The organism is Pseudomonas sp. MAFF 730105 (assembly GCF_055380705.1).
Genome location: NZ_AP018438.1, coordinates 1,511,714 through 1,525,315 on the forward strand (window position 1 = coordinate 1,511,714; position 13,602 = coordinate 1,525,315).

At 61.5% G+C, this 13,602-nt stretch carries 14 protein-coding genes; 12 read left to right on the top strand and 2 right to left on the bottom strand.

Translation table 11 applies throughout. The features are described 5' to 3' along the window. Positions 1-204: 204 nt before the first annotated feature. The 3 genes from PCOSP_RS06710 (at position 205) to ccoM (ending at position 1,064) form a co-directional block, all read left to right on the top strand. Positions 205-546 carry an aspartate-semialdehyde dehydrogenase gene (locus tag PCOSP_RS06710; RefSeq protein ID WP_464710603.1) on the top strand — a complete coding sequence of 114 codons (342 nt, stop codon included), beginning with the start codon at positions 205-207 and terminating at the stop codon, positions 544-546. A gap of 95 nt (positions 547-641) precedes the next feature. Further along, entirely contained in the window at positions 642-803 is a 162-nt protein-coding gene (locus tag PCOSP_RS06715) for a hypothetical protein (protein ID WP_175363744.1), read from the top strand. Positions 804-947: 144 nt separating this feature from the next. Next, on the top strand, positions 948-1,064 hold the full coding sequence (ccoM, locus tag PCOSP_RS06720) for a cytochrome c oxidase subunit CcoM (protein ID WP_047701837.1): 117 nt from the start codon (positions 948-950) through the stop codon (positions 1,062-1,064). 272 nt (positions 1,065-1,336) lie between these two features. Here the strand turns inward: ccoM and PCOSP_RS06725 are convergent, their stop codons facing one another. Continuing rightward, the gene (locus tag PCOSP_RS06725) at positions 1,337-2,812 is read right to left on the bottom strand and encodes an inorganic phosphate transporter (RefSeq protein WP_139647652.1); all 1,476 of its coding nucleotides are present in this window, start codon (positions 2,810-2,812) and stop codon (positions 1,337-1,339) included. A 355-nt stretch (positions 2,813-3,167) separates the two neighbouring features. Further along, entirely contained in the window at positions 3,168-3,368 is a 201-nt protein-coding gene (locus PCOSP_RS06730; protein WP_080686273.1) for a hypothetical protein, read from the bottom strand. A 560-nt stretch (positions 3,369-3,928) separates the two neighbouring features. On the opposite strand from PCOSP_RS06730, the gene pcaR reads away from it, so the two are divergent. The 9 genes from pcaR (at position 3,929) to PCOSP_RS06775 (ending at position 13,599) form a co-directional block, all read left to right on the top strand. After that, complete coding sequence (pcaR, locus tag PCOSP_RS06735; protein WP_024780244.1) at positions 3,929-4,771, top strand: pca regulon transcriptional regulator PcaR; 843 nt, start codon at positions 3,929-3,931, stop codon at positions 4,769-4,771. A gap of 136 nt (positions 4,772-4,907) precedes the next feature. Beyond that, positions 4,908-6,254, top strand: coding sequence for a 4-hydroxybenzoate transporter PcaK (pcaK, locus tag PCOSP_RS06740; protein ID WP_139647655.1), 1,347 nt, complete (start codon positions 4,908-4,910; stop codon positions 6,252-6,254). 289 nt (positions 6,255-6,543) lie between these two features. Further along, on the top strand, positions 6,544-7,404 hold the full coding sequence (locus PCOSP_RS06745) for a CoA transferase subunit A (RefSeq protein ID WP_139647657.1): 861 nt from the start codon (positions 6,544-6,546) through the stop codon (positions 7,402-7,404). Further along, entirely contained in the window at positions 7,401-8,180 is a 780-nt protein-coding gene (locus PCOSP_RS06750) for a CoA-transferase subunit beta (RefSeq protein WP_175386820.1), read from the top strand. Before PCOSP_RS06745 ends, PCOSP_RS06750 begins: the two co-directional genes overlap by 4 nt. Continuing rightward, positions 8,177-9,382 (top strand): 3-oxoadipyl-CoA thiolase, encoded by a 1,206-nt coding sequence (pcaF, locus tag PCOSP_RS06755; protein ID WP_175363769.1) that lies wholly within the window; start codon positions 8,177-8,179, stop codon positions 9,380-9,382. The genes PCOSP_RS06750 and pcaF overlap by 4 nt, the downstream gene beginning before the upstream one ends. Positions 9,383-9,420: 38 nt before the next feature. After that, positions 9,421-10,125, top strand: coding sequence for a protocatechuate 3,4-dioxygenase subunit beta (gene pcaH, locus PCOSP_RS06760; RefSeq protein WP_175363742.1), 705 nt, complete (start codon positions 9,421-9,423; stop codon positions 10,123-10,125). A 1-nt stretch (position 10,126) separates the two neighbouring features. Further along, positions 10,127-10,693 (top strand): protocatechuate 3,4-dioxygenase subunit alpha, encoded by a 567-nt coding sequence (pcaG, locus tag PCOSP_RS06765; RefSeq protein WP_175363741.1) that lies wholly within the window; start codon positions 10,127-10,129, stop codon positions 10,691-10,693. A gap of 187 nt (positions 10,694-10,880) precedes the next feature. After that, a complete protein-coding gene (locus tag PCOSP_RS06770; protein WP_464710605.1) occupies positions 10,881-12,176 on the top strand; it encodes an MFS family transporter in 1,296 nt (431 codons plus the stop codon). Positions 12,177-12,234: 58 nt separating this feature from the next. Continuing rightward, a complete protein-coding gene (locus PCOSP_RS06775) occupies positions 12,235-13,599 on the top strand; it encodes a 3-carboxy-cis,cis-muconate cycloisomerase (RefSeq protein ID WP_139647666.1) in 1,365 nt (454 codons plus the stop codon). Positions 13,600-13,602 lie beyond the last annotated feature (3 nt).

Consider the following 13,602-nt stretch of genomic DNA (forward strand, 5'->3'; position numbering starts at 1 on the left):
ATGATCCCGTAGACCAAAGGAATTACGCACGTAACGGGCTGTTATGAGCGCCATTCCTTCGACCGGCGCGATGGAACTTCAGCGGGTTTGGCGATCAAACAGGCTTGTGCCTGCCTTGCATTAATGCCAACCGGGTCACAAGTTTCGGACCAGTGGTTCAAGCAGCCTGCGCCGCGGCCGATAACCTGATGACAGGAGATTTCTATGTTGCTACCCACGCTCCCTTTGAGCGCCGTACCCATCACCGCACAACAGGATCCAGTCCGCCAGCGACCGGACATCCCGCCCGTGGCCCCGGTACAGCAAACCTCCAGCGAAAGCACCATCGACCTGCAAAAGCGCGATCCGGAAGAGGCTGCGCTGTTGCTGCGCGAGGAACAGCGTCGCCAGCGGGAGCGCGACAGACGTCGTCGCGAAGCCGATGAAGACCCCGAGGAACACCTGGCCATACCGGGGACCGAACTCAACGCCGACAACACCGTGCCGGTGAAACCCCTGATTGACGATGAGGCGCGCCAGGGCCTGTGGGTCGATATCCAGATCTGATTTTCGATGTTTGCCCATGCACGCAGGCTGGTCAACGCAGCCAACAGCCCCCATCATGAGCACATTCGCACTTCACTGCATGATGCCGACACGCCATGAGCCAAGACGACAAACTGATTGACCTGAGCGCTGAGCGCGCCAAGCGCGTTCATGACCTCAACGAAAAACGCCTCAATGAAGTCCGCCAGGCATTCGAGCAGGCCATGCCCCTGGGCAAGGCCAAGAAAAAGCCGAAGAACAAACCGAAGAAGCGTTGACCCCCTCTCGATCCCTTCAGCGGATCAGTTATTTCCCTCCTTTTCGCTCGGTCGCGAGCGTTATTGACCCCGGTCAATGTTCATCCCGGTTCGATTGGTTAATGTGGCTCCAACACAACAGGAGCAGGACCAAGGAGGCCAATCATGTTTTTCGATAATGTGGTGTTTGCCGGAATGTTAACGGTCGGCTTCATGTTCGTATTCTTCGCTGTTTTTGGATTATTCATCTGGAAAGACGCCCATAAGCGCAAAAAACCGTAGGTCTTTCCAGTTGTAACGAGCACGCAAGGCATTTTGGGCGACTTCGGTCGCCCTTTTTTTTGTGCCAGATTCTTGCCCATACACCGAAGCCTTGTTCGAGCCTGTGGGAGCAAAGCTTGCTCGCGATGAATTGAAACACGGTCTGTAAATCGAGGTGCCTTCGTCGCGAGCAAGCTTTGCTCCCACAGGCTTTGCTCCCACAGGGCCAGTTTTCCGGGCATAAAAAAAGGTGCGATCCGCAAGGATTGCACCTTTTTTGTGAGCTGCTGGAATCAGCTGCCCAGGGCCTTGGAAGCCAACCAGAACAACCCGGCCGAGAGCGCCACCGTCGCCGGCAGGGTCAGCACCCAGGCCAGCAGGATGTTGCGTACCGTGCCGCCTTGCAGGCCGCTCTTGTTGGCGATCATGGTGCCGGCCACGCCGGAAGACAGCACGTGGGTGGTGGATACCGGCAGGCTGAAGACGTTGGCCAGGCCGATCATGCACGCGGTGGTGATCTGCGCCGACATGCCCTGGGCGTAGGTCATGCCCTGCTTGCCGATTTTCTCGCCGATGGTCAGCACCACACGCTTCCAGCCAACCATGGTGCCCAGGCCCAGCGCCAGGGCGACGGCCAGGATCACCCAGAACGGGGCGTATTCGGTGGTGGCGGTCAGGTCCTTGCGCAGCTTGTTCAGGTCGTCTTTTTCACGGGCTGCCAGGTTTGGCAGCTTGCCGACCTTCTTGGCCGTGTCGTCCAGGCAGAGCAGGTAGCGACGAATCTCGATGCGGCTTTCCGACGGCAGCGAATGGTAGTCGGCCACGCCTTTGAGGGTGTCGAGCAGCGCATTGATGGTGGGTTCGGTCTGCTGCGGGTTGCAACGGAATTTCTCCGGCAGATCGCCCGGCACGCTTTTGCCCAGCGCCAGGTATTCACCCAGGGATTCGCTGTTGCGCTGGTAGAACTGGCTCAGGTGCAGGGTCGCGTCACGGGTGCGCTCGATCTGGTAGGTGGTACTGCTCAGGTCGAGTACGAACTGCGCGGGCACGATACCGATCAGTACCAGCATGATGAGGCCGATGCCTTTCTGGCCGTCGTTGGAGCCGTGGACGAAGCTGACGGCCATGGCCGAAATCACCAGCACCAGGCGATTCCAGAACGGAGGGTGCTTTTTGTCGTCGATCTTGCGGCGCTGTTCCGGTGTCTTGTGCATCTTCGACAGCGGACGCCACCATTTCAGGCCGATCAGCACCAGGGCCGCAACCAGAAAGCCGGCCATGGGGGAGAACACCAGGGAGGCGCCGATATCGATCGCCTTCTGCCAGTTCACCCCGTCGCCCAACGGGATATCGTTGATCAGCGCGTTGGCCAGGCCCACGCCGAGGATCGAACCGATCAACGTATGGGAACTGGACGCCGGGATACCGAAGTACCAAGTACCCAGGTTCCAGGTGATGGCCGCAGCGAGCAGCGAAAATACCATCGCCAGCCCGTGTCCTGTGTTCACGTTGATCAGCAGCTCCACGGGCAACAGGTGGACGATGGCATACGCCACGCCAACGCCGCCCAGCAGCACGCCGAGGAAGTTGAACACCCCGGAAAAGAACACCGCCAGGTGCGGCGGCATCGCCTTGGTGTAGATAACAGTGGCAACCGCGTTAGCGGTGTCATGAAAGCCGTTGATGAACTCGAAGGCGAGGACAAAAGCCAGGGCGAGCAAGAGGCTCACAAGCACCCAAGCATCCAGTCCGCTGAATAAATCGATCATGAAGGTTTTCTGACCCGGTCATAAGGGGGCGCGATTATGCCAGAAAACCTCATTGGTCGATGCATTGCCTGCTCATCGGTAACATTCTTCAACGAAATAATTTGTAGGAAATCCTCCGGGAGCAGGTTTTCCAAGGGCTGCGCAACCCATTGATTCCGGGGGTTAAAAGCCAGGCGAGCAAGAGACGCCAAGGCTGGGCAGGGGGCCAGGAATTTGTATGAAATATCTGAAAAGAAGGTCAGTCACGGCTTCCTCCAGCCCATGGCGGAAGGAGAGGGCGGCCCGCTCATGACGGGCGTCCAGCCGCGGTGTCCGGTCTGGGTGGCGACCGGATACCGTTTTCAAGGAAAGCGTGTCATCGCTCTTCGGGCCTGAGTTCCTTTTCCATTTTCTGAAGTTCCTGGGAAAAGGCCTGGTCCTGAACAGTGGCGCGTTTACGCCAGGGTTTGCGTTCCGGTTCAGGTTGTGCGGCGTAGGTGGTGACTTCCCCACCGTAAACTTCCTTGTAACGTTGTTCCTGGCGCTCAAGTTCCGCGCGCAGTTCGTCTTTCGTCACAGTATTACCTAGCAAAGTGAAATTGAATCTGGTGATACGCACTGCATGTATCCACGCAGACGGCCACGGCACCAGAGCTGACAGCTGACGTAGCATCAGGGCTTCGTGTTGTTGCCGATACAGGGGAAGCGGCCATGGGGCTTCAGGCACCTGAGGACGGAGCAGGCCAATGGGCCTTACCGTCGCTGAGTTGCATTATAGCGGTCCACCCGAAGAACACTATCGGGAAATATTTAAAGGGCGGATTGTTGTGTGTACCCATATTTGCGTGTGCAACTTATGGCAATTACGTTTCAAGCAATACCACCCGTGCCGATACCCTCGCGCCGTTCAAGGCGACAAGTTCAATATTGCAACCTCGTTGTTCAAAGTCAAATGTGCCTGACGCCGCTCTTCAAACTAATTGTCGGATTCGTTGAGCGCTCGGACGATTCCGAAGGCGTCTCGTTGATTGCGATTATCGGTCGAGGGTTCGATAATCGAACGGTGTTGATGGCCAGCCCTTGTTGTTCCGCTGGCCGCCGTTTGTAATAACCCTCACTGCCGGGGAAGTACCAGACATGAACGACCAACTGCGCAACGCCTTCTCTTCAGTCGCGCCACCGATTGTCGCCTCGCCGGCCAAACGGATCCAGGCCCTGACCGGCGACCCGGACTTCATGACGTCCCTGGCCCGCGGACTGGCCGTGGTCCAGGCGTTCCAGGAGCGCAAGCGGCACCTGACCATTGCGCAGATCAGCCATCGCACCGAAATCCCCCGTGCTGCGGTCAGACGCTGCCTGCACACGTTGATCAAGCTCGGCTACGCCACCACCGACGGGCGCACCTATTCGCTGTTGCCCAAGGTGTTGACCCTCGGCCACGCCTACCTGTCGTCGACGCCGCTGGCGGTTTCTGCCCAGCCGTACCTGGATCGCATGAGCGAACAGCTGCACGAGGCCTGTAACATGGCGACGCTCGAAGGTGACGACATTCTCTATATCGCCCGGTCAGCCACCACCCAGCGGCTGATTTCCGTGGACCTGTCCGTCGGTGGACGCCTGCCGGCCTATTGCACCTCCATGGGCAGGATTCTCCTGGCGGCCCTGGATGATGCTTCGCTGCGTGACTACCTCGACCACGCCGACCTGCAGGCCAAGACCAGCCGGACATTGCACACCCCCGAGGCGCTGCTCGAATGCCTGCAGCAGGTGCGACTGCAGGGCTGGTGCATCGTCGATCAGGAATTGGAGCAGGGGCTGCGGGCCATTGCCGTTCCGGTCTATGACGCTTCCGGCCAGGTCGTGGCGGCGCTGAATGTCAGTACCCATGCCGGACGTGTCAGCCGCAGTGAACTGGAGCAGCGGTTCCTGCCCAGTCTGTTGGGGGCCAGCCGGGACCTGAGCGCGCAACTGTTCGCTTAAGCTGTTCGATAAACGCACAGAGACGTCTCGGGTGAATTGACGGTGTTTATCTGGCCTCATTAATGTCGCGGCAGCGTCATCCGGCGCGATCGGGCCCACCCATGTAGGGCCCGGCACAATAATAATGAGACAGACGATGAACCAGCCCCAGACCTCCGTAGGCCATTGCCTCGACGTGCAGTCCTTCATCAACGGACAACCCATTTCGCGCTATCAGTGGCGGGTGGTGATCCTTTGTTTCCTGATTGTCTTCCTCGATGGCCTCGACACCGCGGCCATGGGCTTCATCGCCCCGGCCCTGTCCCAGGATTGGGGTATCGATCGCGCCAGCCTCGGCCCGGTCATGAGCGCGGCGCTGATCGGCATGGTCTTCGGCGCGCTGGGCTCCGGTCCGCTGGCTGACCGCTTCGGGCGAAAGGTCGTCCTGGTCGGTGCGGTCGTGCTGTTCGGTGCGTTCAGCCTGGCGTCGGCCTATAGCGCCAATGTCGAGCAATTGCTGGTGCTGCGCTTCCTGACGGGCCTGGGGTTGGGCGCAGGGATGCCGAATGCCACCACCTTGCTGTCGGAATACACCCCGGAGCGCAAGAAATCCCTGCTGGTGACCAGCATGTTCTGCGGATTCAACCTGGGGATGGCCGGCGGCGGCTTTATCTCGGCCAAACTGATCCCGACGTTCGGCTGGCACAGCTTGCTGTTGATCGGCGGGATCCTGCCATTGATCCTGGCGGTGGTGCTGCTGTTCTGGCTACCGGAGTCGGCGCGCTACCTGCTCGTGCGCAATCGTGGCACCGACAAGGTACGCAAGGCCCTGGCACCGATCGACCCAGCCACCATTGCCCAGGCGGCCAGCTTCAGTGTCCCCGAGCAGAAAACCGTGAAGGCCCGAAACGTCCTCGCGGTGATTTTCTCCGGTACCTACAGCGCCGGTACATTGTTGCTGTGGCTGACCTATTTCATGGGGCTGGTGATCGTTTATCTGTTGACCAGTTGGCTGCCGACGCTGATGCGCGACAGCGGCGCAAGCATGGAACAGGCCGCTTTCATCGGCGCGCTGTTCCAGTTGGGTGGCGTCCTGAGTGCAGTGGGCGTGGGCTGGGCGATGGATCGGTTCAATCCCCACAAGGTCATCGGCTTTTTCTACCTGATGGCCGGAATATTTGCCTACGCAGTAGGGCAGAGCCTGGGCCATATCACGTTGCTCGCGACGTTGGTGCTGGTGGCCGGCATGTGCGTCAACGGCGCGCAATCGGCGATGCCTTCCCTGGCGGCGCGTTTCTACCCGACCCAGGGCCGGGCCACGGGGGTGTCGTGGATGCTCGGCATCGGTCGTTTCGGCGCGATCCTCGGGGCCTGGATGGGGGCGACTTTGCTGGGTCTGGGCTGGAACTTCGAGCAGGTGCTGACCGCCCTGGTCATTCCTGCCGCGTTGGCGACTGCGGCCGTGGTGATCAAAGGCGTGGTCAGTCATGCGGATGCGACCTGACTCGCTGGCCTGAGCGCCTTACCCCTGTGGGAGCGAGCCTGCTCGCGATAGCCATCTATCAGTAGCGATTCTATTGCCTGATACACCGCCATCGCGAGCAGGCTCGCTCCCACCCGGAATTCATTGACCAAGTAAATCGATAGCCAAGCAACAATGCGTTCGATAAACGAACACTCAGTCGATTATCGGATTGTTTGGCTTTTTCCCGCAGCTTAATCTTCAGTCACTCCGGCGCTGAACCTCGCGCCTTTTTCTTCATGTCGGTCCACTGGAAAACGGGAGCCTGCCCATGGCTGAAATCCTTTCGCTGCACGACGCGGTGAAGCAATTCGTCAACGACGGCGATACCGTCGCCCTCGAAGGCTTCACTCACTTGATCCCGACGGCGGCGGGTCATGAAATCATTCGCCAGGGCAAGAAAGACCTGACCCTGGTGCGGATGACCCCGGACCTGATCTATGACCAACTGATCGGCGCAGGCTGTGCTCGCAAATTGATTTTCTCCTGGGGTGGCAACCCGGGCGTGGGCTCGCTGCACCGCCTGCGCGATGCCGTGGAAAAACAGTGGCCGCAGCCCCTGGAGATCGAGGAGCACAGCCACGCCGACCTGGCCAACGCCTACGTCGCCGGCGCTTCCGGCTTGCCATTTGCCGTGTTGCGGGCCTATGCCGGTTCCGACCTGCCGAAGGTCAACCCGCTGATCAAAAGCGTGACCTGCCCCTTTACCGGTGAAGTCCTGGCCGCAGTGCCTTCGGTGCGCCCCGACGTCACCGTGATCCACGCCCAGAAAGCCGACCGCAAGGGCAACGTGTTGTTGTGGGGCATCCTCGGTGTGCAGAAAGAGGCCGCCCTGGCCGCCAAGCGCTGCATCGTCACCGTGGAAGAGATCGTCGACGACCTGAACGCGCCGATGAATGCCTGCGTCCTGCCGACCTGGGCCCTGAGCGCGGTCTGCCATGTGCCCGGTGGTGCTCATCCGTCCTACGCTCATGGCTACACCGAGCGTGACAATCGTTTCTACCAGGCGTGGGACGCCATCGCCCGGGACCGTGGGGCCTTTACCGCGTGGATCGACGAATACATCCATGGCACTCGGGATTTCAGTGAATTGCAGGCCAAACTGGCAGCCGCTTCGGAGGCGAAACAATGACGTACTCCACCAACGAAATGATGACCGTTGCCGCGGCCCGTCGGTTGAAGAACAACGCCGTGTGCTTCGTCGGCATCGGCCTGCCATCGAAAGCGGCCAACCTGGCGCGGTTGACCTCGTCGCCGGACGTCGTGCTGATCTACGAGTCCGGCCCGATCGGTGCCAAGCCCAGCGTGTTGCCACTGTCCATTGGCGACGGTGAGTTGGCTGAGACGGCGGATACCGTCGTACCGACCGGTGAGATTTTTCGCTACTGGCTGCAGGGCGGACGTATCGACGTCGGTTTCCTCGGCGCGGCCCAGGTCGATCGTTTCGGCAACATCAACACCACGGTGGTGGGCAACTACCATCAGCCAAAAGTCCGTCTGCCGGGCGCCGGCGGTGCACCGGAAATCGCCGGTTCCGCCAAGAGCGTGCTGATCATCCTCAAGCAGTCGGCGCGCTCCTTCGTCGATAAGCTGGACTTCATCACCTCGGTCGGTCACGGCGAAGGCGGCGATTCGCGCAAGCGCCTGGGCCTGCCAGGTGCGGGGCCGGTGGGTATCATCACCGACCTGTGCATCATGGAGCCGGAAGCCGGTACCCATGAATTCGTGGTCACTTCACTGCACCCCGGCGTGACCCGCGAGCAAGTCATTGCGGCCACCGGGTGGGCGATCCGTTTCGCCGACCAGGTGCACACCACCGCCGAACCGACTGACGTGGAGCTGCGCGCACTGCGCGACCTGGAAGCTCGCACGGCTGCGGCCCACGGCCAGGCACCGGGAGAAGCCTGATGCGCGACGTCTATATCTGTGATGCGATTCGAACCCCCATCGGCCGCTTTGGCGGCGCACTGTCTGCCGTGCGTGCCGATGACCTGGCGGCCGTGCCGATCAAGGCACTGATGGAGCGTAACCCGTCGGTGGACTGGAGCGCGGTGGACGAGGTGTTCCTCGGCTGCGCCAACCAGGCCGGCGAAGACAACCGCAACGTGGCGCGCATGGCGCTGTTGCTGGCAGGGTTGCCGGAGAGCATTCCCGGCGTGACCCTCAACCGTCTCTGCGCTTCGGGCATGGACGCCATCGGCACGGCGTTCCGCGCCATTGCCAGTGGCGAAATGGAACTGGCCATTGCCGGCGGCGTGGAATCGATGTCCCGCGCGCCGTTCGTGATGGGCAAGGCTGATGCGGCGTTTTCCCGCAACATGAAACTGGAAGACACCACCATTGGCTGGCGCTTCATCAACCCATTGATGAAAGCCCAGTACGGCGTGGACGCAATGCCGCAGACCGCCGATAACGTGGCGGACGATTACGCGGTGTCCCGCGCCGATCAGGATGCGTTTGCCCTGCGCAGCCAGCAACGCACGGCGGCGGCCCAGGCCGCAGGATTTTTCGCCGAAGAAATCGTACCGGTGCGCATTGCCCACAAGAAAGGCGAAACCGTGGTCGAGCAGGACGAGCATCCCCGTGCCGACACCACACTGGAGGCCTTGAACAAACTCAAGCCGGTCAACGGCCCGGACAAGACCGTCACCGCCGGCAACGCCTCGGGTGTGAACGACGGTGCGGCGGCACTGATCCTGGCCTCGGCCGCAGCGGTGAAAAAACACGGCCTGACCCCCCGCGGCAAAGTGCTGGGCATGGCCAGTGCCGGCGTGGCGCCACGGGTGATGGGTATCGGCCCGGTGCCGGCGGTGCGCAAGTTGATCGAGCGCCTGGGCCTGGCGGTCGCCGATTTCGATGTGATCGAACTCAATGAAGCGTTTGCCAGCCAGGGCCTGGCGGTGCTGCGCGAACTGGGGGTGGCCGATGACGCGCCGCAGGTCAACCCGAACGGCGGCGCCATCGCACTCGGGCATCCATTGGGGATGAGCGGGGCACGACTGGTGTTGACGGCGCTGCATCATCTGGAAAAAACCGGCGGCAAGAAAGGCTTGGCGACCATGTGTGTCGGCGTCGGCCAGGGCCTGGCATTGGCGATCGAACGCGTCTGACGCGTCGTACTACTCATAAGAAAACCGAGGAATGCTTCATGACTGACAAGCCTGGTTACCGTCGCCCCCAAGCGGGCACCCAGCCGGAGTACCTGCACCCGCCGTATCAGTCCACCAACCTGCGCTCGCCGTCCAAGCCGTTGGTGCACCTGCCTCATTCGCTGTCGGAAATTACCGGCCCGACCATCGGCGCTGAGCGTGTCCAGGAGAAGGACAATGACCTGACCGCCCAGCATGCCGGCGAGCCACTGGGGGAACGGATCATCATTCACGGACGTGTGCTGGATGAGAACGGCCATCCCGTGCCGGGCATTCTGGTGGAGATCTGGCAGGCCAACGCCGCCGGTCGCTATCACCACGACCGCGACAAACACGATGCGCCGCTGGATCCGAACTTCACCGGCACCGGTCGCGCCATCACCGACGCCGACGGCTGGTATCAGTTCCAGACCATCAAGCCCGGTGCCTACCCCTGGGGCAACCATCACAACGCCTGGCGCCCGGCGCATATCCATTTCTCGTTGTTCGGGCCAAGCATCCTGACGCGCCTGGTGACGCAGATGTATTTCCCCGGCGACCCGCTGCTGGAATACGACCCGATCTACAACTGCGTGCCGGACACCCGTGCCAAGGAACGCCTGATCGCCAGCTTCGACCTGGAAAAAACCATCCCTCACTACGCCCTCGGTTATCGCTGGGACATCGTCTTGCGCGGCCGCGATGCCACGCCGATGGAGAAATAAGATGACGCTTACCGCCACCACGTCCCATACCGTTGGCCCTTACTACCACATCGGCCTGACCTGGCTGAACCGCGAAGACTTGACCGTCGCCGAAACCCTCGGCCAACGCGTGGCGATCACCGGGCAGGTGATCGACGGTAACGGCGAGTTCGTCAACGACGCGATGCTGGAAGTCTGGCAGGCCAACGCCGCTGGCAAATACGCTCACCCTGAAGATGATCAGGACAAACCCCTGGACCCGAATTTCGAAGGTTTCGGTCGTGTGCCGGTGGACGCCGAGGGGCGTTTTCGCTTCACCACCATCAAGCCGGGCACCGTGCCGGGCCTGGGCGGCACGACCCAGGCACCGCACCTGGTGGTACTGGTATTCGCTCGTGGGTTGGTCAAACACCTGTTGACGCGTATCTACTTCGATGGCGAACAGGCCAACGAAGCCGACCCGTTGCTGGCCTGCGTCCCTGAAGAGCGTCGAGCCACTATCGTGAGCAAACCCGATGGATCGGGCGTGTACCAGTGGAATGTGATTCTTCAGGGCACGGATGCCGAGACGGTGTTCTTCGACTACTGATGGCTGTACCTGTGCTGATCGTTCCCACGCTCTGCGTGGAAATGCCTCAACGGACGCTCCGCGTTCGGCTTTTGGGACGCAGAGCGTCCCCGGCTACATTCCCACGCAGAGCGTAGGAACGATCTGTGGAACGGGACTGTTACGAAGTGTGTCTAGACTTTGTTGAGTCCCCAAGAGTGAATAACCCATGACCACCCAAACCAGCCACTACACCGGTGAAGAACGCAACAAGCGCATTTTCGCCATCGTCGGTGCCTCCTCCGGCAACCTGGTCGAATGGTTCGACTTCTACGTCTATGCGTTCTGCGCGATCTATTTCGCGCCGGCCTTCTTCCCTTCCGACAACCCCACGGTGCAACTGGTCAATACCGCCGGTGTCTTCGCCGCCGGGTTCCTGATGCGGCCGATTGGCGGTTGGATTTTCGGCCGGGTGGCGGACCGTCATGGGCGCAAGAACTCGATGATGATTTCGGTGTTGATGATGTGCTTCGGCTCGTTGCTCATCGCCTGCCTGCCCACCTACAAGGACATTGGCGTCTGGGCGCCGCTGTTGCTGTTGTTCGCCCGCTTGCTGCAAGGTTTGTCGGTTGGGGGCGAATACGGCACCACCGCCACTTACATGAGCGAAGTCGCCCTCAAGGGCCAGCGTGGCTTTTTCGCTTCATTCCAGTACGTGACGTTGATCGGCGGGCAACTGCTGGCCGTATCGTTGGTGGTGATCCTGCAACAGTTCCTCAACGAAGACGAACTGCGTGCCTATGGCTGGCGGATCCCCTTCGTGGTCGGTGCCGTGGCGGCATTGATTTCCCTGTTCCTGCGCCGCTCCCTGAAGGAAACCAGCAGCAAGGAAATGCGCGAGAACAAGGACGCCGGCAGCATCGCCGCGCTGTTTCGCGACCACAAGGCCGCGTTCATCACCGTGCTGGGTTACACCGCCGGCGGTTCGCTGATTTTCTACACCTTCACCACCTACATGCAGAAATACCTGGTGAACACCGCGGGCCTGCAGGCCAAGACCGCCAGTTACATCATGACCGGCGCACTGTTTCTCTACATGTGCATGCAACCGCTGTTCGGCATGCTGGCGGACAAGATCGGTCGCCGCAATTCCATGCTCTGGTTCGGCGCGTTGGGGGCTGTGTGTACGGTGCCGATCCTGCTGACCCTCAAAAGCATCAGCAGCCCATTTCTGGCGTTCGTCCTGATTACCCTGGCACTGGCAATCGTCAGCTTCTACACCTCCATCAGCGGCCTGGTAAAAGCTGAAATGTTTCCACCCGAAGTGCGGGCGCTGGGGGTAGGGTTGGCCTACGCGGTGGCGAATGCGATTTTTGGCGGCTCGGCGGAGTACGTTGCCTTGAGTCTGAAAGCCCAGGGCATGGAAAACGCCTTTTACTGGTACGTCACGGTCATGATGGTGGTGGCGTTTCTGTTCAGCCTGCGCCTGCCGAAGCAGCCGACGTATTTGCACCACGATCTTTGAACCACTCCTTTGATCCCACCGCGACCGGCCGTGAGGCCGGCGCACCCAAGGACTGTTTATGAGCGAACGACCGGGCAATCAGCTGTTTGATGCCTACTTCACCGCCCGCGACATGCGCGAGGTGTTCTGCGATGCGGGCCGGGTGCAGGCCATGCTCGACGTCGAGGCGGCACTGGCCAGGGCCGAGGCGCGGGTAGGGCTGATCCCCCAGGACGCGGTGGCTCCCATCGAGGCTGCCTGTCACGCCCAGTTGTACGACTTTTCGGCTTTGGGCGAAGCGATTGCCAGTGCCGGCAATTCGGCGATCCCGCTGGTCAAGGCCTTGGGCAAACGCATTGCCAGCGAGCACGCCGAGGCTGAGCGGTACGTGCACCTGGGGGCCACCAGCCAGGACGTGATGGACAGTGGCCTGGTCTTGCAACTGCGCCAGGCACTGGAACTGATCGAAGGCGAGCTGGCGCAACTGGCCGCCATCCTGGCCCGACAAGCCGAGCGCTACGCCGCCACGCCGTTGGCCGGGCGCACCTGGCTGCAGCATGCGACACCGGTGACCCTGGGCATGAAAATCGCCGGATGGCTGGGCGCGATCAGCCGCAGCCGCCAACGTCTGTCGGAGCTCAAGCCGCGCTTGCTGGTGCTGCAATTCGGCGGTGCTTCCGGAACGCTCGCCGCATTGGGTGAACAGGCGCTGCCGGTCGCCGAAGCCCTGGCCGCCGAGCTGCGACTGGGTCTGCCGGAACAGCCCTGGCACACTCAGCGCGACCGGTTGGTGGAGTTCGGCTCGGTGCTGGGCCTGATCGCCGGCAGCCTGGGCAAGCTCGGCCGCGACGTCAGCCTGTTGATGCAGACCGAGGCCGGCGAAGCGTTCGAGCCGTCGGCACCGGGCAAGGGCGGTTCGTCGACCATGCCCCACAAGCGCAACCCGGTGGGCGCGGCGGTACTGATCGGCGCGGCGACACGGGTGCCTGGCTTGTTGTCGACGTTGTTCAGTGCGATGCCCCAGGAGCATGAGCGCAGCCTGGGCCTCTGGCATGCCGAATGGGAAACCCTGCCGGAAATCTGCTGCCTGGTGTCCGGCGCCCTGCAACAGGCGCGGCTGCTGGCCGAAGGGCTGGAGGTGGATGCGGCGCGCATGGCCCGCAACCTCGAACTGACCCAGGGCCTGGTGCTGGCCGAAGCGGTGAGCATCGTCTTGGCCCAGCGTGTCGGACGGGACACCGCGCACCATCTGCTGGAGCAGTGCTGCAAGCGTGCCGTGGCCGAACAACGTCACCTGCGCGACGTGCTGGGAGACGAATCCCAGGTTTGCGCGCACCTGTCCGCTGCCGAACTCGATCATTTGCTCAACCCCGCCCATTACCTCGGCCAGGCCCAGACCTGGGTCGCCCGGGCAGTGGCCGAACACCTGGCTTTGAAGGCCTGAAAG

Coding starts and splice junctions, on each gene's coding strand:
- pcaG (WP_175363741.1), top strand. CDS start 10,127: ATGACGCTTACCGCCACCACGTCCCATACCGTTGGCCCTTACTACCAC.
- pcaH (WP_175363742.1), top strand. CDS start 9,421: ATGACTGACAAGCCTGGTTACCGTCGCCCCCAAGCGGGCACCCAGCCG.
- pcaR (WP_024780244.1), top strand. CDS start 3,929: ATGAACGACCAACTGCGCAACGCCTTCTCTTCAGTCGCGCCACCGATT.
- PCOSP_RS06750 (WP_175386820.1), top strand. CDS start 7,401: ATGACGTACTCCACCAACGAAATGATGACCGTTGCCGCGGCCCGTCGG.
- ccoM (WP_047701837.1), top strand. CDS start 948: ATGTTTTTCGATAATGTGGTGTTTGCCGGAATGTTAACGGTCGGCTTC.
- PCOSP_RS06715 (WP_175363744.1), top strand. CDS start 642: ATGAGCCAAGACGACAAACTGATTGACCTGAGCGCTGAGCGCGCCAAG.
- PCOSP_RS06725 (WP_139647652.1), bottom strand. CDS start 2,812: ATGATCGATTTATTCAGCGGACTGGATGCTTGGGTGCTTGTGAGCCTC.
- PCOSP_RS06775 (WP_139647666.1), top strand. CDS start 12,235: ATGAGCGAACGACCGGGCAATCAGCTGTTTGATGCCTACTTCACCGCC.
- pcaK (WP_139647655.1), top strand. CDS start 4,908: ATGAACCAGCCCCAGACCTCCGTAGGCCATTGCCTCGACGTGCAGTCC.
- PCOSP_RS06710 (WP_464710603.1), top strand. CDS start 205: ATGTTGCTACCCACGCTCCCTTTGAGCGCCGTACCCATCACCGCACAA.
- PCOSP_RS06770 (WP_464710605.1), top strand. CDS start 10,881: ATGACCACCCAAACCAGCCACTACACCGGTGAAGAACGCAACAAGCGC.
- PCOSP_RS06745 (WP_139647657.1), top strand. CDS start 6,544: ATGGCTGAAATCCTTTCGCTGCACGACGCGGTGAAGCAATTCGTCAAC.